Raw genomic sequence first — 18,894 nt, 5'->3', positions numbered from 1 at the left:
GTGCCGCGAAGTGGCCGCACAGCGGCCCCAGATCTCAGCATAACCACCGAAATTGCTGGGGCTGCACCGCAGCCCTTTCGCGGCACAAGGCCGCTCCTGCAAGATCGCAGTCGCAGCAGAAAGCGCTACTGTTGCGCCACTGCCCCTTTGTCACGCTCACTGATCACCACTTCCCGATACGCCGGGTCTGCCTTGATCTGTGCCTCGGTAAACGGCATCACCGCCAGCTGCTTGGCCGCAAAGGCCTTGGTCTGGTCACTGGCATGCGCCGAAGCCGCTTCGCTCGACTGGGAGAACGCCAACAACCCCCGAGCCTCTGGCCCCTTGTCGGTGAAGCTGACCAGTTGCAAGTAGCTGGTACCGCTGACCACCAGCCGCTTGCCCGGCCCGTGCGGCACACTGTACATCGCGTTGTACACCCCCAGCGCCTGCGGGCCACCCGGTACCGGCGTACCATCAAGCGCCTGCTGCACCTGCCCCCAACGCGCCTCCCCCGCTACACCGCTGTCGCTCACCTGCTTGAGCGACGCCAGTGCCGCCTCGTGTACCAGCTTGCGCACGGCCGCCTGCTCCACCGCCAAACCACGCGGCGTGTGCTGCGGGTCTGCCGGATCAAAGGCCACCCGCCAGCTTTCCGGGTGCTCGGCCAAGGCATTGAACAGGTTCTGGAAATGCACCAGTCCAATACCACTGTCGAGGTCAGCCTTGCCATTCCAGGCAGCCAGGCTGCTGCACACGGCCTGTATATCTGCGCCTGCGCCCTCGCACCATTGCAGCAGGTCTGGCAGCACCAGGCTGGCCAGGTAGACCTCGTCGTCGGTCACCATGCGCTGCAGGTCATCCACGCCCAGCCTTGCCGTGCCCTGCAGGCGCTGCAGGGCAAAGCGGCCGCGCATGCCCAACGGCTTGTCACTGCGGCTGACCAAGGGTGAATAGCCGGTCAGCGGCTGCGCCGGGTTGGCCATCCAGGCCGGGTCGTTGGAGTTCTGCACGAAATCCTGGCGTTCAAGGCTCGGCAGCAGTCGCGCCGGGAAGATTCCCGGTTGCGCAGCCTGCGCGTCGACCTTCCACTGACAGGCGCTGCGCGAACCATCCAGCACCACCATGCGCCCTTGCCCTTGTGGGTTGCTGCAGGCACCCAGCAGTTGCTGGTCGACATACGGCACCACCGACTGGTTCAGGTACAACGCCCCACCGCCCTGGTCCACGGCCAAGGTGTTGACCCAAGGAATACCCTGCAACTGCTCGACCGAGCCTTTGAGCGCCGCCAGGCTGTCGGCACGGTTGATCTGGTACCACTGCTGCAACACTCGGGTGTTTTCAAGGTTGGCGTCACGCAAGCTGTAGGCCGCGTGCGCATCCCAGTCCAGGCGCCCGGGCCATTGCACCACCGGGCCGAATTGCGAGCTGTAGACCTGCCGCTCTACCTGGCTCAGGCTGCCATCTTCTGCCTTGACCGCAACGCTGATGGTTTGCCGGGCCAGTGGCAGCGACTTGCCATCAAGCAGGTAACGGGTCGGGTCCTTGGGGTCGAGCTGCAGCCGATACAGGGTGAAGTGGTTGGAGGTGTCGACGGTGTGCGTCCAGGCCAGGTGCGTGTTGAAACCGATATTGACCACCGGCAGGCCCGGCAATGCCGCGCCCATCACATCGAGCTGGCCAGGGATGGTCAGCTGCATCTGGTAGAAGCGCATGCCGCCCATCCACGGGAAGTGCGGGTTGGCCAACAACAGGCCGCGGCCATTGGCCGAACGCTGCGCGCCCACGGCCACCGCATTGCTGCCGCGCTCCGTGGCAAAGCGTTCTTGCCGCGCCAGCGCTGTGGCGAAACCTGCCGACGCTTGCTGGCTGCCCGCCGCAGGTGGGTGCGCGCCCGCCAGTGCCTCGACGAACTGCCCTATACCCCCCTCGGCCAATAGCCTGCGCGTCAGCTTGACCAGGTCCTGGCTGGTGATCGACCGCAGCCACTCACCGTTGCCACATTCGGCGGGCAAGCCTTCGCGGCGGCGCTCGGCGAGCGCCCGGTTGTAGCCGCTGGCATAGCCCGCCAGCAGTGCCTGCACCTGCGCCGGTTGCGCCTGCAGGAACGCATCGACTGCCGTCGGGCTGTTGAGCCAGGTGAAAAACAGGTCGCTGGTCAGGTTGTCACGCTGCTCCAGGGTCTTGCCCTTGGCACCAAAATGGCGTGAGCGCTCACCGCTCACGGTCAGCACCTCGTTGGCCAGCAGGCACAGGTTGTCCTGGGCATAGGCATAGCCAACGCCGTAGCCCAGGCCGCGCTCATCCTTGGCCACGATATGCGGCACTCCGTAACTGGTTCGACGGATCTGCGCGCTGGCATCAGTAGCGGGCTGCGCCTGCACCGCAACGCTGAAGGCCACCAGTGCAGCGGCCAGGCCTGCGCACGTCATGGGACGGGAAAGTGGAAACACGGGCACTCCTCGGATTCGGGGTCTATCCCGATCAGACGAGCGGCCAGGTGAAAATTTTACGTGTTACAAGGCGATGGAACGTCTTGAAGAGGAACAGCCATTTTTTTTACGAGTGGGTTGCAGTTTTTGCGTTCTCATTCGTCCTAGTAAGTGAGGCAACCACATTTCGGGTTCGTCCACGAAAAGGAGCATTCACATGTACAACCCGCAACCCTCGACTCACGCCGGGCGCGTCCCAGGCAAAGCGCCCAACGGACAGGACGTTTTTTCTGAGGAACGCATCGGCAACGAACAGATCCGCGAGCTGCTGCGCACCTTCGGCCTGCGAACCAGCCTGATCCGGCTCAAGGTGATCGATGCCTTGCACGCCGCTGACCGCAATGGCCGCAGCATTGGCGTACGCGGCGTGCACGCACAACTGGAACAGCTGGATATTCCGCTGTCGTTCCTCAGCGTGCGTGAGGTGCTCAAGCGGCTGTGCACCGAAGGTGTCATCGAACTGGGCAACGACAAGTGCTACAGCCTCAACCCCCAGGCGCGCGCCGTACTGGAGCAGACACACACGCCCTGAGCGCATGGCCGGCCACACCTGGCCGGCCCGCACGGATCAGGGCTTGACCTTGCGCCGCAGAATGCCGTTGATCACCACGACCACAACGGCGATGGCGATGGCCGCCATCTGGAAGGTCTGCTCACTGATTGTGCCCTGCTTCTGCAGGTGGGACAGGCCCAGCATCAGGCCCAGTACTACCAGGATGATCAGAAGGGAATATTTGAGGCGCTGCACGTGTGTCATCGAAAGTTCCTTGCAACATCAGGGGCAAATGGCTCGCAACGAGCCGTGGCAATGATACAACGCCCATAGGGCCCGGCGCTGCATTTCCTGCTGGGTAGGGTGGCGACTGCCTGAAAGCATGGGGCTCCAAGCACCCATGCCGGAGGCATCATGTACAAACCCCTGCTGTTCGCGTCCCTGATTCTCACCCCGCTTACCCTTCACGCGCTGGACACCCGCGAGGTAACGGCAGCGCAACTGCTTGAGCTTGGTCGCGACCTGGAGCGCCATGCTGGCGCCAGCCAGTGGCAACAACTGTGGCAGCGCGTGCGTCAGGCTGGCTACCTGCAGGCACCCGACGCCCCACTGCACTTCAGCGCCCCCATGGCCCAGTTGCCTGATTTGGTCCGGCAGACCTTGGCCCAAGCCGATCAGGTGCAGGCGCTGCACCAGACCCAGGCGCTGTACCGCCGCAGCTTTTCCGGCACGGTCATCGGTCAGCGCGGCGGGCAGCCATTGCATGCCTTGTGCCTGCTGGTCGACTGGCGGGCGCTGCCACAAGGCATGCTCGATGCGCCCCAGGCCTACCTGCGCAGCGCCAGCCTGCTGAGCAGCTACCCCTGCAACTGAGGGTACCCTGGCCCATCACTGGACGAGCGGAGCGCCCTGATGGGAAATCACCGGCCACAGCCACATCGTGGAGACATGTCCTACAACGCAGGATATCGCTGCCTGCAATCGCTGTTCACCGAGGCTACAAGCTGCAACCCACATGTCGCCTAGCGACGCGCCAGGGGTGTCACACAGAATTTGCTCACACCGTCGACATAACGCCGCTGGTGATCGGGTCGCACATTCCCCCATCCCGAAGGAGCGCCATATGGAATTACCAGACTTGAGCCTCATCGATATCAGCCAACTGCCCCACTCGCTGCAGGCCCTGGTCGACTGTATCGGCATCGACAACGCCTACCAGTTGACCTGCGCCTACGGCGGCAGGCCCAAGTACATCCCCAAATACCGCGAACGTACCAAGCTCGCCGACGTACTGCCGGCCGAAGCGCTGGACGCACTGATCAAGCGCTTTGCCGGAGTAGCCCTGGAGATCCCCAAGGCTGACCACTTCCTACGCCAGCTGCGCAATCAGCAGATCCAGAAAGAAAGCGCCAATGGCCTTTCACGCAGCCTGCTGGCCAACAAGTACGGTCTGAGCCTGCGCCAGATCGGCAACATCCGTCGCCAGGAAACTTGCGCTCGCTGACGACCAGCACCGAGGCCGCCAGAGGTGGCCACCCTTCCCCTCCATAAAAAGAGCAACAAAACATGTCGATAGATAACAGCCTCATCGGATCCGTGATCAACGCCTTGCCCATGGACCGCATGATCGCAGGCCCCCTGCAGGCCATGGTCCAGGCCCAGGTTACCGCCAGCAAGTCGTACGCCGACTTCCTGATGCAGGTATGTGTGCAAGACGGCAAGGCCGTGGCTATCCAGTTCGATTACGACGAGACCATCGTCGACGAACAGGGTGAATACAAGGGCGTGGTCAGCAAGACCATGAAGGTGCCATTGCTGGCGGCCATCACACACCCGAACATCTCCATCGATGAAGGTAATGTCGAATTCGAGCTGATCATCAATCAGATGTCGGAAGACACCTCCAGCACGGAAATGGGTGCGGACGTGACCGGCTCACTGGGGTGGGGGCCCTTCAAGCTGAACGTAAAGGGCAGCGTCAGCCACAAGTCCGCCCAGACACGCAAGACCGACACCCGCGCCCGCTACGCCTTCAATACGACGATGAAGCGCCAGGAGCCACCTGAAGCGATGATGAGGGTGATCGAGTTCCTCACCGACGCGGCAACCAAGCCAACCGTGGTCAGAACCGCCGAACTGCAAAGCCCGGACGAAATTTCCCAGGCCGACACCTTGAAAGACCCTGCTGCCGATGCAGGCAACAACACCCCTTGAGACGCTCCACGAGCCGCAAACAGCCCCCTGGCCAGCACCGGGGGGCACCACCTGGCCTGAGGAGTCGAGCCCATGAACAAGCCCCCTGCCCCGATGACCTCCATCGACCTGCGTGAGATCACCCGTGGCCTGCAGGAAGCCGCAAGCGCCACCAACAGCCTGATTGCACAGCAGTACATCAACCTGTTCGACCAGTTCTTCGAGTGCGACAGCGACGCCTTGGGCGCCCCCATGAAAGCCAAGATGGTCGAAGTGGCCATGGATGGGCAGCACATCATGCGCGTCCCCCTGTTTGCACTGGTGTCGCCCAAGGGCCTGGCCCTGGAGCGCATGCAGGTGGACCTGTCGGTCCGGGTCAAAGGGACCGAAGCACAACAGGCACTGCTGACCGCGAGCGAGAACAAGGCTGCCAGCTTCAAGGTCACCATCGGTGGCCAAGGCCGTCAGGGCGAAGGCCGTGACCCTGACGAAGTGCAGATCCGCATGCAGTTCCAGGCCAGCGAGCCGCCGGAAGCCCTGAACCGGCTCATCGAGGAGTACACCAGCCTGATCACCCCGGTACGCGCCCCCGGCCCACTGCCCTCGCCCGACACCAACGAATACATCGAGGCGGCCACTGTCCGTTGACGGCAGCCCCGGCACCGCTTCAGAAATCGCGCTTGTAGAAGATGTCCAGTGAGCTGGCCAGCCCACTGGCAGCTTCCAGGTACACCTTCTTGCTCAGCTTGTAACGCAACGCGATGGTGTTGGCAGGCTCGAACACACCCACGCCGTAACGCAGGCTCAGCTTCTCGGTGATGTTGCCGCTGGCGACCACGCTGGTGCTGTTGCCCGAGCCTTCGGTGTCCAGCTGGAAGTCGTCGATCCCCAGGCTCGATGCCAGGCTGCCGGTGATGCCGGCACTGCCTGCCAGCCCCAGGCCCAACGCTGCCTCGGCAAGCATGTTGTTGTCCTCGCCAGAGTTGCCCAGAGGCCGCCCCAGCACGAGGTACGACAGCGCCTGTTCCTGGCTCATGGCCGGTTCCGAAAACACCTTGGTTGTGGGTTGCTCGGCACTGCCGCTCAGGCGGATACCGGCAATAACATCATCGACCGTGCGGATGGCTTCGATGTCCAGGTACGGCTGGTCGATCGGGCCGGCGAACAGCAAGCGCGCACGGCGGATGGTCAGGCGCTGGCCGTAGGCACGGTAACGACCGTCAGCCAGGCTCAACTCGCCACGGGTGTCGAGGTTGTCGCCGATATGCACGTGGCCAAGCAGGTTGGCGGTCAGGCCAAAGCCACTGAACGACAACTTGTCGCGGCCCACCTCGACATCGATGTCCATGGCCATCGCCATGGGCGGTTTGCCCTCTTCGGTCTGGTGACCGACGATTACCGTGTCATCCGATACCTTCACGGTCGACGGTGGCAGTTCGCGCACGGTGATCTTGCCTTTGGGTACTTGCACCTTGCCGGTAACCGCCAGTTTGTCGTCGATCAGGCGCAAGGTCAGGTCCGGGGCGACCTCCAGCGTTGCATAAGGCTCGACCGTGACCGGCAGTTGCTGGCCTTGCAGGCGCAAGTCCATGCCCAATGCCTGCCCCCACGTGAGGTTGCCACTCAACTGGCCGCGCCCTGCATCGCCGCTGCGCCAGTTGCCATTGAGTTGCACCTGCTCGCCGGCGATCAGCGCCTGCAACGTCAGGTCCTCAAGGCTGGCCGGCAACTCGGCGCCACTCACTTCGCCACCGCTGAGCATCAGGTTGCCGTTGACCTGTGGTGCCAGCAAGGTGCCTGAAAGCCGCCCACTGCCGTTGAGCTGCCCGGCCAGGCGTTCGACCATCGGCACGAACGGACGCGCCACCGACAGGTCCAGCCCGGCCAGGCGGAAATCACCTGACAGAGGCTTGTTCTTGCCCAACGGGTCGAGGCGCGTATTGACGTTCAGCTCGCCCAGGCGCTCTCCACGGAACGCCAGGCGGGTATCGATACGCCGTGGCGCCAACGTGCTGTCGACACGCAGGGCCTGATAGGGGAAATCGACCCAACGGCCCTTGTCGCGCACACGCAGCGTGCCGCCACTGGCATCAATGACAATGTTGCCTTTGGGGCCGCTGGCCGGGATGTCCAGATTGATATCCGCATTGAGCAGGCCCTGCCAGGCGAAGTCTTTTGGCAGCCACTGGGCAAGGCTGTCGAGCGGGAACTGCTTGAGGTGGTAGCGCAAGCGCGGCTCGGGCGCCAAGCGCTGGTCGTCACCACACAGGCTGGCCTGGCCAGATCGCCAGCAATGGGCACCGAAGTCCAGCTGGCCGCTGGCCAGACGCTGCAGGCGTGCCGGCGATTGCAGCTGCCAATCCTGGCCACCGGCCTGGATACGCCCACTCGCAAGGCGGCCACGCCAGTCACCCTTGCTCAACTGGCCATCCAGTCCGAGGTCAAGCTTGAGTTGCGGGCCATCCAGCGCCAGGGTCAAGGCTTGCTGGCGAATGTCGCCTTTGCCGTTGGCCTGCAGCGTGCCCAATGCCGTGTCGCCCAGGTGAATGCCAGTGGCCTTTAGCTCGATCACACCGCGCTGGGCGTTGTCCAGGCGGGCATCCAGGTCCAACTGTTGCAGCCGGTTTTCGGCCTGGGCCAAGTGCTGGCCCTGCAAGGTCAGCGTGCCTTGAGGAGCCTGCAAGGTGCCGGCAACATCCAGCCGGCCCTTGACCTGGCCTTGCAGCCTTGGCCACAGCTGGCCCAGGCGCGGGAGGTCAAGGTCGATTCGCCCGGCCAGGCGCTGCTGCAAGCTGCCACTGCCGTTGATACGGTTGTCACCCAGCTGGATCGCCAGGGCGCCGAGTGTCCAGTTCTGCCCCGCCCCCTGGGCCTCAGCCTTGAACACTGCCGGCTGGCCGCGCAGGCGGCCCTTGAGATCAAGCTGGGCATCAAGGGTGAGCACCTCGCCCTTCATCTCGCCCTTGCTGCGCAGCGGACCCGCCAAGGTGCCCGGCAGCTCCGCCAGCCAATAGGCCGGGTCGAGCGCCGAAAGCTGCAAGTCGACATCCCAGGCCAAGGTGTCGGCAAAACGCACGGCCACACTGCCGGCGGCCTTGCCTTGCCCGGCGGTCAGCGCCAGTTGCGGCAGTTTCACCTGGGTCAGGTCACCTTCGAACGGGCTGACCAGGCTGAACGCCCCTGCCGGGCCGTCCAGGTCGCCTTTGAAGGTGCCCTGATAATTGCCATCGCGATAATGCACCTGCGTATTGAAACGCTTGAGGGTAACCTCGGGGGGTGTCTCCAGCGGGTACAGGCGCAACCACGGGAAGTCCTGCCAGTCCAGCTGCGCATCGGCGGTCAGGCCTTGCTGCCAGTCGGCCGTGGCCTGCAGTTTCACGCGCTGGGTGTCGCTGGCGGTCAGGTCAAGGGCATCGAGCCTGGCGCCTTTGCTGTCGACCAACCCGGACAGCGCCAACGCGATTGGCGACTGTTCAGCCGGCAGGCTGGCCGTTCCCGACAGTTGATAACCCTTGAGCAGGTCGCCCTTGGCATCAAGCTTGAGCTGATTCAACTGCAAGGTATCGGGCAGCGAGCCCGCCGGCTTGAACGCCTCTGAACGAATCTGCAGGGTCGCCGGCAGGTGCTCGGCCAACGCCTGCAACTGCCCGTTCAGCGTGGCGTCGAGGTAACCGCTGCTGGTGCCCGCAAGCTTCAGGGTCTTTTGCAATTCGCCGGTGGCGGTCAGTGCCAACTGCCAGGGTTTGCCGTCCACGGCTGGCAGTTGCAGCTGCGCCTGGAGTTGCACTGGCCAGTCACCTTCGGGCTGCAGGTCGCCCTGCAGGTTCAATTGCAGGTCATCGCGCTGCAGGTGCAGGCTGTCGATGCGCATCCCGGTGCCGGTCCAGTGCGCCGCCAGTTGCAAGTCACCCAGCAGGTCGCTGCCATCCAGCCGCAGTTGGCCGACCTTGACCTCGCCCAGTTCGATGGCCAGCGGCAAGCGCAGCGCCGGCAGCTGCAGCGGGCCGCTTTCGGCCGGCTCGGCACTTGGCGCAAAGGCCATGTCGATGCGTTGTGCCTGCAACCGGTCGATGCACAGGGTGGCGCGCAGCAGGCAGGCAGGCGACCAGGCCAGTAGCGGTGCCTGCAACTCTACCGTGCTGCCACCGTCGGCCCAGCGCAGCATGCTGGCCTGCCAGCTACCCGCCAGGCGCCCCTGGAAATTGGTCACCTCAAGCCCGGGCACCTTGCCCAGCGCCCAGCGGCTACCCGCCTCGGTACCCAGCAGCAGGCCTAGCACCAGGCCCAGGCTCGCGACTACCCCGAGCAGGCCCAGCAGAATGTATTTGATCACGCGTTTCACAGCTCAGGCCCCATGGAAAAGTGCAGGCGAATGCCCCCTTCGTCATCCAGCGCCTTGGCCAGGTCCAGGCGCAATGGCCCGACCGGCGAAACCCAGCGCACACCAAAACCGACACCGGTCTTGAGGCTGGGCAGCTCAAGGTTGTTGAACGAGTTACCCTGGTCGACAAACGTCGCGATCCGCCACTTTTCGGTCAACGAATACTGGTACTCGACACTGCCGGCCACCATGTAACGCCCGCCGATGCGGTCGCCATCGCTGTTTTTCGGTGACAGGGTCTGGTAGTCGTAGCCACGCACGCTCTGGTCGCCACCGGCGAAGAAGCGCAGCGACGGCGGAATGTTGTTCTTGAAGCCATTGGTCGCACTGCCGCCGAACTGTACGCGACCGAGCAAGCGGTGGTTCTGGCCAAGCGTGGTCAGGCCCTTGAGCAGTACATTGCCGTGCAACAGGTTGGTGTCGGAAACCAGCCCTTCCTTGGCCGCCTGTACATCGAACTGCAGCCGGTAGCCGTTGTGCGGATCGATGCGGTTGTCACTGCGCAGGAAGGAATAGCTCACGCCAGGCATCAGCAGGTTGCTCAGCCCGGAATCGTCACCCAGGCGATACTCCTCGCGCTGGTACTTGAGCGAAATGACCCGCTGCCAGCCACTGGGCAGCTTGCTGTGCCACTCGGGGCCGACTGTCAGCAGTTTGCTGAGGGTATCGGTACCGGCAAGCTCCTCGTTCTGGTAGCCGCCGGCGAAGCGCAACTTGTCGGTCAGTGGCGGGTCGAGGGGGATGTCGTACCACAGGCCAACGTTCTGCCGCGGTGCCGACAGCTCGGTTTCCCAACCATAACTGTGGCCCTGCGGGTTGACCCAATGGCGGGTCCAGTTGGCCTTGCCACGCGGACCGACGTCGGTCGAGAAGCCCAGGCCCAGGCCCATGGTGCGTGGTTTGCGGGTTTCCAGGCGGACATCCACCGGGATTTCTTCGCCCACCGCGGCGGTGGGCGCAGCATCCACCCGCACGCCTTCAAAATACCCGCTCGATTGCAGGTCATTGTTCAGTTCGGCAATCAGTTCCGAGTCGTAGGGGGTGCCCGGCTGGAACGACACCATGCGCTGCAGCAGGTCATCGTCCAGCGGCGTGTCGCCGCCGAAGGTCACTGCGCCCAAGTGATAGCGCGGACCACTCTGGTAGACCAGTTCGATATCGGCCACACCGGCCTGCGGGTCGACGGCCAGGCGCTGGCTGCTGAAGCGGCCACTGAAAAAACCGTAGCGCGACGCCTGGTTCTGGATCAGCCGCTTGGCATCTTCGTAATGGCCGTGGTTGAGTTGTTCACCTGGGCGCAGTGCCTTGCTGTCGGGCACACGGAAGGCCTTCATTTCGCTGGCGGGGCCTTCGATGCGCACGGTCACGTTGCGCAGGCGGATCGGCTCGCCCGGGTTGATGCTGAGGATCAGTTGCGGGGAATGGTCTGCGTCTTTGGGGGGCTTTACCTCGGTATCGATCTGCGCCTGGTAGTAGCCAAGTGCCTGCGCGGCTTTGCGCGCCTGCTCCTCTGCCCCGCGACTGAAGCGTAACAATGCTTCTTCATCGCGGTCACCAAGGGTGCCTATATAGCCTTCGACATTGGCCTTGAGCGCTTTGTTGGCTGGTTTTACCTTCACCAGCAACTCGCTCTGGCCCCATGCTGCGAAACTGGCGGCCCAGATAACCAGGCCCCAGGTCAATCTTCCTGAATACGTCATGCGGCAAATGCTACCAGAGCCAGACGCTCAAGGGAGCCGCCTGGCGGGATGTTCAGGCAAAAGTGGAGGTTGAAGAGACTGGATTGGGATGGAAGAAGACCCGTTCCCGGATAGGTCCTACGGCGACCTCACCAATTTCTTCATAGCCCTGGCGCTGGTAAAAGGCCAGGTAATGCTCATTGCCGGTGTCGAGCACCACGCCCTGGGTGCCTGGTTGATCCGCGCACCAGTCGTGCACGGCTTGTAACAATTGCTCCCCGTAATGCTTGCCCTGAAATTGCGGATGTACCCCCAGCAATGGCAACACATGCACCTGATCGGTGGGCAGGCAGGTGGACAGGGCGGCCTGGTAGTCCATGTAACGCCGCGTGCAGCGCAGGCCAGTGCCGAGGATCATGCGCAGGCGCCAGGCCCAGCTGTCGGCAACGCCCAACCGGCGCACCGGCGGCACGATCAGGGCCAGGGCAATCAGGCGGTCGTCCACCAGCAAACCGATGGCAGGTAACTGCAAGTAAAAGTGCTGACGCACCCATTCGCGCACCATCACCCGCAAGCGTTGCTCATACCCTGGGCGCTGGGCTTCGAAGATATAGGCAAAGGTAGGTTCGTGGCGGTAGGCGTTGTACAGCAGCGAACGCGCCTCGCGGCTGTAGCCGTCATCGAGCAGGCAGACTTGAGCCGGAGCGGCAGTGGTTTCGGGCATTGCGGGCAGACCTCCTGGAATGGGCGTACATTGCCTTGGAGGTGCACCACCGCGCTTCGTTCACCCCCTACAGCACGTTAGCAGCAGGCTTCCCAAGCCGCCATGCTGGTGATGTGGGGCGATGTCGGCTAGCATCCCGCCTTTTACCGGGATCGTCTTTCCATGAAGATCGTCTGTTTCAACATCAACGGCCTGCGAGCCCGCCCGCACCAGCTGGCAGCGCTGATCGAAAAGCACCAGCCGGACGTAATCGGCCTGCAGGAAACCAAGGTCAGCGACGATCAGTTCCCGCTGGCCGACGTAGAGGCGCTGGGTTACCACGTGCACTACCACGGCCAGAAAGGCCATTACGGCGTGGCGCTGCTGTCGCGCCAGGCCCCGTTGAGCCTGCACAAGGGCTTTGCCACCGATGAAGAAGAGGCCCAGCGCCGCTTCATCTGGGGCACCTTCGCCGATGCCGATGGCAACCCGATCACCATCATGAACGGCTATTTTCCCCAAGGCGAAAGCCGCGACCACCCAACCAAGTTCCCGGCCAAGCAGCGTTTCTACAGCGACCTGCAGGCACTGCTGGAAGGCCAGTTCCGCAACGACCAGCCACTGCTGGTCATGGGCGACATGAACATCTCGCCGCAAGACTGCGACATCGGCATCGGCCCGGACAACGCCAAGCGCTGGTTGAAGACCGGCAAGTGCAGCTTCCTGCCAGAAGAGCGTGAGTGGATGGAGCGCTTGAAAGGCTGGGGCCTGGTTGACAGCTTCCGCCACCTGCACCCGGACGTGACCGACCGTTTCAGCTGGTTCGACTACCGCAGCCGTGGTTTCGAGGACGATCCCAAGCGCGGCCTGCGCATCGACCTGATCATGGCCTCGCAGCACCTGGTGCCGCGCATCAAGGGAGCGGGCGTGGACTATGAACTGCGTGGCATGGAAAAGCCCTCGGACCATGCGCCGATCTGGCTGGAACTGAGCTGATCGCCGGGGGCCATATCCGCATCACCGCCGCCCTGTGGGAGCGGCCTTGTGTCGCGATAGGGCTGCATCGCAGCCCCAGCAATGTAGACGTTGACGCAGAAATCCTGGGGCCGCTGCGCGGCCCTTTCGCCACACAAGGCCGCTCCCACAGTAAGTGTGTGGCGCTTTCGACCTCCGCACTCACAAGCCCAGCCGCAACGCCTCCCCCACCCCGGCCCCACGGACATCGTCCGCCGCGCTGACCAGGGCAAAGTTGTAAGCCCCATGCGACCAGTAACGCGCCTCCAGCTGGCCATCGACCCGCTGCCCGTCCGGCATGCGCCGATACAGCTCGCCCGGTGAGCGCAAGAACAGGCTGATGCGCTGGCCCTTGCCATCCTCAAACACCAGCAGCGCCGCCGGCCCCTGTTCGTTGCTGAGCAAGCGCGCCCCCACCGGTTTGAAGCCATAGCCCGCCAGGTCCGGCAATTGCCCCACGCGGCTGAAATGCCGCCCCAACCAGTCGCGCAACTGCCCCGCATCACTGGCCTGGATATCCAGCGCCTCGCTGCCGGCAAACAAACGGTGCGCCTGGACGGCATCGGCCATGGGCAGGTCGACTCGTGCCAGGGACGCATCGCGCACCTGCCAGCCGCCCAGCCCTCCCACACCCAATGCCAGCATCACCACCGCCGCTGCGGCCCACCGCCGCTGCCGACGCTGGCGCAATTGCCGACGCACCTGCCCAAGGTCCAGCTGCGCCGCCCCAGGCAGTTCGCCAAACCCGGCCAGCGCCGTACGCAACCGGCGGGCATCGGCGCGCCAGCCCTCCACCCGTGCCGCCGCCTGTGGGTTGGCCGCCAGCCAGGCCTGCACCTCGGCCCGGCGCACAGGCGCCAGGCGCTCATCGACGTAAGCGTGCAATTCGTCTTCGCTGGGGATCAGACGCGTCATTTCAGTCTCCGCAAGGCCGGTGGCTGGGGGTTGCCCTCGGTCAGTTCGCGCAAGGCACTGCGGGCGCGCGACAGGCGCGACATCACAGTGCCGATAGGGATGCCCAAGGCCTGGGCGGCTTCCTTGTAACTCAAGCCTTCAATGCTGATAAGCAGCAACAAGGCGCGCTGTTCGGCTGTCAGCCGGGCAAACGCCTGCAAGTCGGCCTGGGCCAGGACACTGGCCTCAGGGTTGGCCCCTTGCGGCTCCTCCTCGTACTCGGCACGGCCGAACCAGGACAGCCAGCGCGCATGCAGGCGGTCGCGGCGCTTACCATCAAGGAAAAGCCGATAGAGGATGGTAAACAGCCAGGCCCGCAGCGCCTCGGCATCGCGTTGCTGGTCGCGTCGGCTGAGGGCCCGCTCGACCGTGGCCTGCACCAGGTCATCGGCGCTGCCCGGCTCGCGGGTCAGCCACACGGCAAAGCGGCGCAGGCGGGCCAGCAGCTCGCGCCACTGGTGGTCATCCAGATCGTGCATGGAAAAGTCCCGGCCTTTGAAGTTGTCATTGTAAAGGCAGACGCCTGCCAGGAAATTCTATTCCCGCCGATGGAATAAGTTTTTCCCTGCCGCGTCGTACTGGCACCTTCACCAAACCGGACGATGACCATGAACTCACCTTTGCACGGCCCGGCGAAAGCCGTGCGCCTGGCTGCAATCGGCGCCGTGATGCTGGCCGCAGGCGCCGGCTTTGCCTACGCCGCCGGCTGGCTCGGCGAAAGCCGGCTGACGCCACAGCGTATCATCGACACCTTCGAGGCCCAGGCCGGGCATTACCCAGGCTACCGGAAGAACCATGCCAAGGGCCTGTGCGTCAGCGGCTACTTCCAGGCCAGCGGGCAGGCCGCCAACCTTTCTACTGCGCGCGTCTTCAGCCAGGCACGCGTGCCGGTAACCGGCCGTTTCGCCATTGGCGGTGCCAACCCGTTCGCACCGGACACCGGCATACCCGTGCGCAGCCTGGCCATTCAGCTGAGTACCGACGACGGGCAGGTTTGGCGCACCGGCATGAACAACCCGCCAGTGCTGGCAATCAGCACACCGCAAGGGTTCTACGAGCAAGTGCTGGCCAACACGCCGGACCCGGCCACCGGCAAACCGAACCCTGCCAGCCTGCAGGCGTTTTTCGCAGCCCACCCGGAGAGTGCGGCGTTTCGCCAATGGGCGGCGGGCTATAAGCCCAGCAACAGCTTCGCCAACACCCAATACCACAGTATCAACGCCTTTCACCTGATCGACGCAGGCGGCACGCGCCACCCGGTGCGCTGGCAGCTTGAGCCGCAAACCGCGTTTGCCGCGCTGCCCACCCAGATCGATGACAAACAGTTTCTACAACACGACCTGCAGCAACGCTTGGCCCAGGGCCCTTTGCGCTGGACGCTTCGCCTGGTGCTGGCCGAACCCGGCGATGCGGTGGACGACCCTGCCCGGCCCTGGCCCGCCGAGCGGCGCAGCGTAGACGCCGGCACCCTGGTGCTGGAACAGGTCGACGCCCCTGAGCAGGGGGCATGCCGCGACCTCAACTTCGACCCGTTGATCCTGCCCCGAGGCATAGAGGCATCTGCCGACCCGATCCTCGCCGCCCGTTCGGCTGCCTACTCGGAATCGTTCAACCGCCGCAGCCGTGAATCGCTCAGCACCGGAGCCCGCCCATGAAACCCGAAGCCTTCCACCCTTTCGCCCGCCTGCTGCACTGGCTGATGGCCGTGCTGATCCTGGCCATGCTGTTCATTGGGGTGAGCATGGTTGCAGACCTGTCGCTACGCCACCCTGTACTGATCGGGTTGCACAAGGCCACCGGCCTGGCACTGCTGGTGCTGGTAGTGCTGCGTATCGGGGTGCGCCTGGCCGTGCCTCACCCACCCTTGCCGCGAGACCTGCCAACCCTGCAGCGCTGGGCCGCCGGGGCATCGCACTTGCTGCTCTATGGCCTGATGCTGGCCATGCCGCTACTGGGCTGGGCCATGCTGTCGGCTGGTGACTACCCTCGCCCGCTGGGCTTGCCCGCCATCGCCCCGCACAACCTGCAACTGTATGCCGTGTTGCGCCTGGCACACGGCTGGGCCGGCTACCTGCTGTTCGCCACGGTGCTGGTGCATGTGGGTGCAGCCTTGATGCACGCGTGGGTGCGCCGCGACGGCGTGTTGCGTAGCATGTGGCCTGGCCCCCTGCGCCGCAGCGAATGACCTGCAGCAGCCCGGGGCATTCGACAATCAATAATCGTTCTTAATAAGATCGGCTTTCTATTTGCCTTACTGCCCTGGACTGCCCTATGAACGTCGCAAAGGATCCTGCAACCCTGAAACCTGCCAGCACCCTGGACTTGCGTCCGCTGCTGCTGGCCAACATGGCCTGTACCATGTCGATGATGGCCTTCGTCGCCCTGATCGGCCCGATTGCCCGCCAACTCGGCATGGCCACCTGGCAGGCCGGCGCTGCCGTGACGGTGGCCGGCGGAGTCTGGGTGCTGCTGGCCCGGCCCTGGGGCCGTGCGGCAGATCGGCTGGGCCGGCGACGTATCCTGTTGCTGGGGACCGCCGGCTTCACCCTGGCTTACTGGCTGTTATGCCTGTTTGTCGAGGGCGCGCTGCGCTGGCTGCCGGGCGCGACCGCAGCGTTCATCGGGCTGATGGTCGCACGCGGCTGCATCGGCGCCTTCTATGCTGCAATCCCGGTAGGCTGCAACGCGCTGATCGCCGACCATGTCGAGCCGCAGCGGCGTGCCCGGGCCATGGCTTCGCTGGGGGCGGCCAACGCGGTCGGCCTGGTAGTAGGGCCGGCACTGGCGGCGCTGCTGGCGCGGCATAGCCTGAGCCTGCCTTTCCATATCATGTCGCTGCTGCCGGCCAGTGCCTTTCTCGTGCTGCTGTTCACCCTCAAGCCGCAGGCGCTACCCCACAACCATGCCCCGAGCCCGGTGCGTTTGAACGACCCACGCCTGCGCCGGCCCTTGCTGGTAGCGTTCAGTGCCATGCTCAGTGTTACCGTGTCGCAGATCATTGTCGGCTTCTTTGCCCTGGACCGCCTGCACCTCGGCCCGGCAGAAGCTGCCCAGGCCGCCGGCATCGCTTTGACCACGGTGGGCGTGGCACTGATGCTGTCACAGGTACTGCTGCGCAAACTGGAATGGCCGCCACTGAAAATGATCCGGGTAGGCGCTACGGTTTCGGCCCTGGGCTTTGCCTGCGGCTCGCTCGCGACCACCGCACCTTGGCTATGGGGCTGCTACTTCGTCGCGGCCGCGGGCATGGGCTTTGTCTTCCCGTCGTTTTCAGCGCTGGCGGCCAACGCCATGCACGCCTCCGAGCAAGGTGCCACAGCCGGTTCCATTGGTGCGGCCCAAGGCATGGGCGCGGTGATCGGTCCACTGGCCGGCACCCTGGTCTATGCCCTCGATCCGCGCCTGCCATTTCTGGCCGTGGCCGCGCTGTTGCTGCTGGTAGGGCTATGGCCGATGCCGCGCGACCAGCGTGCCTGAGAAGCACAGCGCGCAAGCGTGCAGAGTGTGTTTTAATGCGCATCGCTCATTATTTTTTACACCTCTGATTACAAGGCGGCTATGGACACGGGGACGCGACTCAAACTGGTGCGTGAACGCAACAACCTCTCCCAACGGGAACTGGCCCGCCGCAGCGGGCTGACCAATTCGACGATCTCGCAGATCGAGCAGAATCGCGTCAGCCCTTCGGTCAGCTCCCTGAAAAAACTGCTCGAAGGCATTCCCATGAGCCTGGCGGAGTTCTTCAGCTTCGACGAGCCGGTGCGAGAAGAGCGCTTTGTGTTCCGCGGCGGCGAGCAGCCCGATCTGGGCCGTAACGGCTTGCGCATGCTGCTGGTCGGCGCCAGTGTCGAGGGCCGGCAGATGCGCATGCTGCGCGAGCTGTATGCACCGGGCGCGGATTCCGGCGAGCCGATCGTGCATGCCGAGGGCGAAGAATGTGGCCTGGTCACTCGCGGCACCGTAGAGCTGTGGGTCGATGGCCAAGTCAGCGTGCTCAGCTCGGGCGACGGCTACTACATCCCCACTACACTGCCGCACAGCTTCAAGAACATCGGCCCGGACGAGGCCGAGATCATCAGCGCCAACACGCCGGCGAACTTCTGACCTTGACGCGCAGCGCTTCGCTGAGCACCCGGGCCATCTACCAGAGCCTGCGCAACGCAGCCCTTGGCGTGCATCACCTTGAGGTGAGTGCACGCCGCGATGGCGGTTTGGTCGATGTCGACATCCAGGGCTGGCAGATGACGCTGGCCCTCGATCCCGAAGGCCTGGCGCATTGCATCAGTTGCCAATCCCCTGACGGCCAGCAGGCCGGGACCGAGGACTGGCAGCGCTACGGCACCAACCCGGTCGACCTGCTCAGCCTGTGGGAACGCACTCAGCTCGAGAAGCTGCTGGCCCGCTGACTTAACGCCTCCTCGACAAAGTCCAGGCGGTCCTGCCCAAAGAACATTGCCTCACCTACAAAGCAGGTCGGCGCGCCAAACACGCCGCGTTCGACGGCCACCTCGGTCGCCTGCTTGAGCGCTGCTTTCACTTCAGGGTCAGCCGCCAGCGCGTGAAACGCCTGCGGGTCGAACCCTGCCTGGCTCAGTGTTTCGTCCAGAACGGCGCTATCGCTCAGGTTGCAACGCTGCACCCACAGCCCATTGAACAGCACCGACAGCAACGCCTCCAACCGCTCTGGCGAGCGCAACTGGGTGCCCATCACCCCCCGCATCAAGGCCAAGGTATTGACCGGAAACCCCGGCGGCAGCCCGAACGGTACCCCATAGCGCGCGGCAAAGCGTGCCAGGTCGGTGAACATGTAGCGCCCCTTGGCCGGGACCATGGCCGGCGAAGCATTGCCGGTAGCCTGAAAAACCCCGCCCAGCAGCATTGGCCGGTAATGCAGCGTGGCACCCTGGCGGGCACACAGGCCTGGCAGTTGGGTCCAGGCCAGGTAGCTGGCCGGGCTGCCCAAGTCAAAAAAGAAATCGACAGTCTTGTGCATGGTTACGGTCCTT

Annotated in this window: 19 protein-coding genes; 11 read left to right on the top strand and 8 right to left on the bottom strand. The window is 64.2% G+C overall.

Translation table 11 applies throughout. The features are described from left to right. Window positions 1–125: 125 nt before the first annotated feature. Window positions 126–2,432, bottom strand: coding sequence for an acylase (locus tag SB756_RS08225; RefSeq protein WP_410910629.1), 2,307 nt, complete (start codon window positions 2,430–2,432; stop codon window positions 126–128). A 196-nt stretch (window positions 2,433–2,628) separates the two neighbouring features. On the opposite strand from SB756_RS08225, the gene SB756_RS08220 reads away from it, so the two are divergent. Continuing rightward, window positions 2,629–3,003 (top strand): fe2+ zn2+ uptake regulation protein, encoded by a 375-nt coding sequence (locus tag SB756_RS08220; RefSeq protein WP_341795752.1) that lies wholly within the window; start codon window positions 2,629–2,631, stop codon window positions 3,001–3,003. 36 nt (window positions 3,004–3,039) lie between these two features. Here SB756_RS08220 and SB756_RS08215 read toward each other — a convergent pair whose 3' ends face one another. Then, window positions 3,040–3,228, bottom strand: a complete 189-nt coding sequence (locus SB756_RS08215; RefSeq protein ID WP_016499986.1) for a hypothetical protein — start codon at window positions 3,226–3,228, stop codon at window positions 3,040–3,042. A 150-nt stretch (window positions 3,229–3,378) separates the two neighbouring features. On the opposite strand from SB756_RS08215, the gene SB756_RS08210 reads away from it, so the two are divergent. The 4 genes from SB756_RS08210 to SB756_RS08195 all read left to right on the top strand — a co-directional run bounded on the left by SB756_RS08210 (window position 3,379) and on the right by SB756_RS08195 (window position 5,805). Further along, on the top strand, window positions 3,379–3,837 hold the full coding sequence (locus SB756_RS08210; protein WP_410910628.1) for a hypothetical protein: 459 nt from the start codon (window positions 3,379–3,381) through the stop codon (window positions 3,835–3,837). Between the two features lie 250 nt (window positions 3,838–4,087). Further along, on the top strand, window positions 4,088–4,468 hold the full coding sequence (locus SB756_RS08205) for a Mor transcription activator family protein (protein WP_258657081.1): 381 nt from the start codon (window positions 4,088–4,090) through the stop codon (window positions 4,466–4,468). A 62-nt stretch (window positions 4,469–4,530) separates the two neighbouring features. Then, the gene (locus SB756_RS08200; protein ID WP_016499989.1) at window positions 4,531–5,178 is read left to right on the top strand and encodes a DUF2589 domain-containing protein; all 648 of its coding nucleotides are present in this window, start codon (window positions 4,531–4,533) and stop codon (window positions 5,176–5,178) included. Between the two features lie 72 nt (window positions 5,179–5,250). Then, window positions 5,251–5,805 (top strand): DUF2589 domain-containing protein, encoded by a 555-nt coding sequence (locus tag SB756_RS08195; protein WP_341795755.1) that lies wholly within the window; start codon window positions 5,251–5,253, stop codon window positions 5,803–5,805. A 19-nt stretch (window positions 5,806–5,824) separates the two neighbouring features. On the opposite strand, the gene SB756_RS08190 is transcribed toward SB756_RS08195, so the two are convergent. Genes SB756_RS08190 through SB756_RS08180 form a run of 3 tightly spaced genes read right to left on the bottom strand, consistent with a single transcriptional unit; the run spans window position 5,825 to window position 11,941 of the window. Then, complete coding sequence (locus SB756_RS08190; RefSeq protein ID WP_410910627.1) at window positions 5,825–9,499, bottom strand: translocation/assembly module TamB domain-containing protein; 3,675 nt, start codon at window positions 9,497–9,499, stop codon at window positions 5,825–5,827. After that, complete coding sequence (locus tag SB756_RS08185) at window positions 9,496–11,238, bottom strand: autotransporter assembly complex protein TamA (RefSeq protein ID WP_341795758.1); 1,743 nt, start codon at window positions 11,236–11,238, stop codon at window positions 9,496–9,498. The genes SB756_RS08190 and SB756_RS08185 overlap by 4 nt, the downstream gene beginning before the upstream one ends. A 52-nt stretch (window positions 11,239–11,290) precedes the next feature. Beyond that, window positions 11,291–11,941 (bottom strand): GNAT family N-acetyltransferase, encoded by a 651-nt coding sequence (locus tag SB756_RS08180; RefSeq protein WP_016499993.1) that lies wholly within the window; start codon window positions 11,939–11,941, stop codon window positions 11,291–11,293. A 162-nt stretch (window positions 11,942–12,103) separates the two neighbouring features. Between SB756_RS08180 and xthA the strand changes: the two genes are divergently transcribed. Continuing rightward, complete coding sequence (gene xthA, locus SB756_RS08175; protein WP_410910626.1) at window positions 12,104–12,916, top strand: exodeoxyribonuclease III; 813 nt, start codon at window positions 12,104–12,106, stop codon at window positions 12,914–12,916. 180 nt (window positions 12,917–13,096) lie between these two features. Here the strand turns inward: xthA and SB756_RS08170 are convergent, their stop codons facing one another. Further along, entirely contained in the window at window positions 13,097–13,849 is a 753-nt protein-coding gene (locus SB756_RS08170) for an anti-sigma factor family protein (protein ID WP_016499995.1), read from the bottom strand. Continuing rightward, window positions 13,846–14,367, bottom strand: a complete 522-nt coding sequence (locus SB756_RS08165; protein WP_341795760.1) for a sigma-70 family RNA polymerase sigma factor — start codon at window positions 14,365–14,367, stop codon at window positions 13,846–13,848. The genes SB756_RS08170 and SB756_RS08165 overlap by 4 nt, the downstream gene beginning before the upstream one ends. A gap of 123 nt (window positions 14,368–14,490) precedes the next feature. Here SB756_RS08165 and SB756_RS08160 point away from each other — a divergent pair, with 123 nt between their 5' ends. The 5 genes from SB756_RS08160 to SB756_RS08140 all read left to right on the top strand — a co-directional run bounded on the left by SB756_RS08160 (window position 14,491) and on the right by SB756_RS08140 (window position 18,294). Then, window positions 14,491–15,543, top strand: a complete 1,053-nt coding sequence (locus SB756_RS08160; RefSeq protein ID WP_410910625.1) for a catalase family peroxidase — start codon at window positions 14,491–14,493, stop codon at window positions 15,541–15,543. Next, a complete protein-coding gene (locus SB756_RS08155) occupies window positions 15,540–16,073 on the top strand; it encodes a cytochrome b (RefSeq protein ID WP_016499998.1) in 534 nt (177 codons plus the stop codon). Before SB756_RS08160 ends, SB756_RS08155 begins: the two co-directional genes overlap by 4 nt. Window positions 16,074–16,159: 86 nt before the next feature. After that, window positions 16,160–17,365, top strand: a complete 1,206-nt coding sequence (locus SB756_RS08150; RefSeq protein ID WP_410910624.1) for an MFS transporter — start codon at window positions 16,160–16,162, stop codon at window positions 17,363–17,365. An 81-nt stretch (window positions 17,366–17,446) separates the two neighbouring features. After that, on the top strand, window positions 17,447–17,992 hold the full coding sequence (locus SB756_RS08145) for a cupin domain-containing protein (protein ID WP_016500000.1): 546 nt from the start codon (window positions 17,447–17,449) through the stop codon (window positions 17,990–17,992). 2 nt (window positions 17,993–17,994) lie between these two features. Next, window positions 17,995–18,294 carry a hypothetical protein gene (locus SB756_RS08140; RefSeq protein WP_410910623.1) on the top strand — a complete coding sequence of 100 codons (300 nt, stop codon included), beginning with the start codon at window positions 17,995–17,997 and terminating at the stop codon, window positions 18,292–18,294. Here the strand turns inward: SB756_RS08140 and SB756_RS08135 are convergent. Then, window positions 18,267–18,881 (bottom strand): 2-hydroxychromene-2-carboxylate isomerase, encoded by a 615-nt coding sequence (locus SB756_RS08135; protein ID WP_016500002.1) that lies wholly within the window; start codon window positions 18,879–18,881, stop codon window positions 18,267–18,269. The two genes, SB756_RS08140 and SB756_RS08135, sit on opposite strands and share 28 nt — an antisense overlap. Between the last annotated feature and the right edge of the window lie 13 nt (window positions 18,882–18,894).

The organism is Pseudomonas sp. SIMBA_068, from assembly GCF_046534705.1.
Taxonomy (GTDB): domain Bacteria; phylum Pseudomonadota; class Gammaproteobacteria; order Pseudomonadales; family Pseudomonadaceae; genus Aquipseudomonas; species Aquipseudomonas putida.
Note: the sequence above shows the minus strand (reverse complement) of the source record. Positions and strands in the feature narration are given on the sequence as shown.

Bases quoted from the DNA above. Each gene is read 5' to 3' on its own strand.
- SB756_RS08220 (WP_341795752.1), top strand. From the start codon at position 2,629: ATGTACAACCCGCAACCCTCGACTCACGCCGGGCGCGTCCCAGGCAAA.
- SB756_RS08215 (WP_016499986.1), bottom strand. From the start codon at position 3,228: ATGACACACGTGCAGCGCCTCAAATATTCCCTTCTGATCATCCTGGTA.
- SB756_RS08210 (WP_410910628.1), top strand. From the start codon at position 3,379: ATGTACAAACCCCTGCTGTTCGCGTCCCTGATTCTCACCCCGCTTACC.
- SB756_RS08205 (WP_258657081.1), top strand. From the start codon at position 4,088: ATGGAATTACCAGACTTGAGCCTCATCGATATCAGCCAACTGCCCCAC.
- SB756_RS08200 (WP_016499989.1), top strand. From the start codon at position 4,531: ATGTCGATAGATAACAGCCTCATCGGATCCGTGATCAACGCCTTGCCC.
- SB756_RS08195 (WP_341795755.1), top strand. From the start codon at position 5,251: ATGAACAAGCCCCCTGCCCCGATGACCTCCATCGACCTGCGTGAGATC.
- SB756_RS08185 (WP_341795758.1), bottom strand. From the start codon at position 11,238: ATGACGTATTCAGGAAGATTGACCTGGGGCCTGGTTATCTGGGCCGCC.
- SB756_RS08180 (WP_016499993.1), bottom strand. From the start codon at position 11,941: ATGCCCGAAACCACTGCCGCTCCGGCTCAAGTCTGCCTGCTCGATGAC.
- xthA (WP_410910626.1), top strand. From the start codon at position 12,104: ATGAAGATCGTCTGTTTCAACATCAACGGCCTGCGAGCCCGCCCGCAC.
- SB756_RS08170 (WP_016499995.1), bottom strand. From the start codon at position 13,849: ATGACGCGTCTGATCCCCAGCGAAGACGAATTGCACGCTTACGTCGAT.
- SB756_RS08165 (WP_341795760.1), bottom strand. From the start codon at position 14,367: ATGCACGATCTGGATGACCACCAGTGGCGCGAGCTGCTGGCCCGCCTG.
- SB756_RS08160 (WP_410910625.1), top strand. From the start codon at position 14,491: ATGACCATGAACTCACCTTTGCACGGCCCGGCGAAAGCCGTGCGCCTG.
- SB756_RS08155 (WP_016499998.1), top strand. From the start codon at position 15,540: ATGAAACCCGAAGCCTTCCACCCTTTCGCCCGCCTGCTGCACTGGCTG.
- SB756_RS08150 (WP_410910624.1), top strand. From the start codon at position 16,160: ATGAACGTCGCAAAGGATCCTGCAACCCTGAAACCTGCCAGCACCCTG.
- SB756_RS08145 (WP_016500000.1), top strand. From the start codon at position 17,447: ATGGACACGGGGACGCGACTCAAACTGGTGCGTGAACGCAACAACCTC.
- SB756_RS08135 (WP_016500002.1), bottom strand. From the start codon at position 18,881: ATGCACAAGACTGTCGATTTCTTTTTTGACTTGGGCAGCCCGGCCAGC.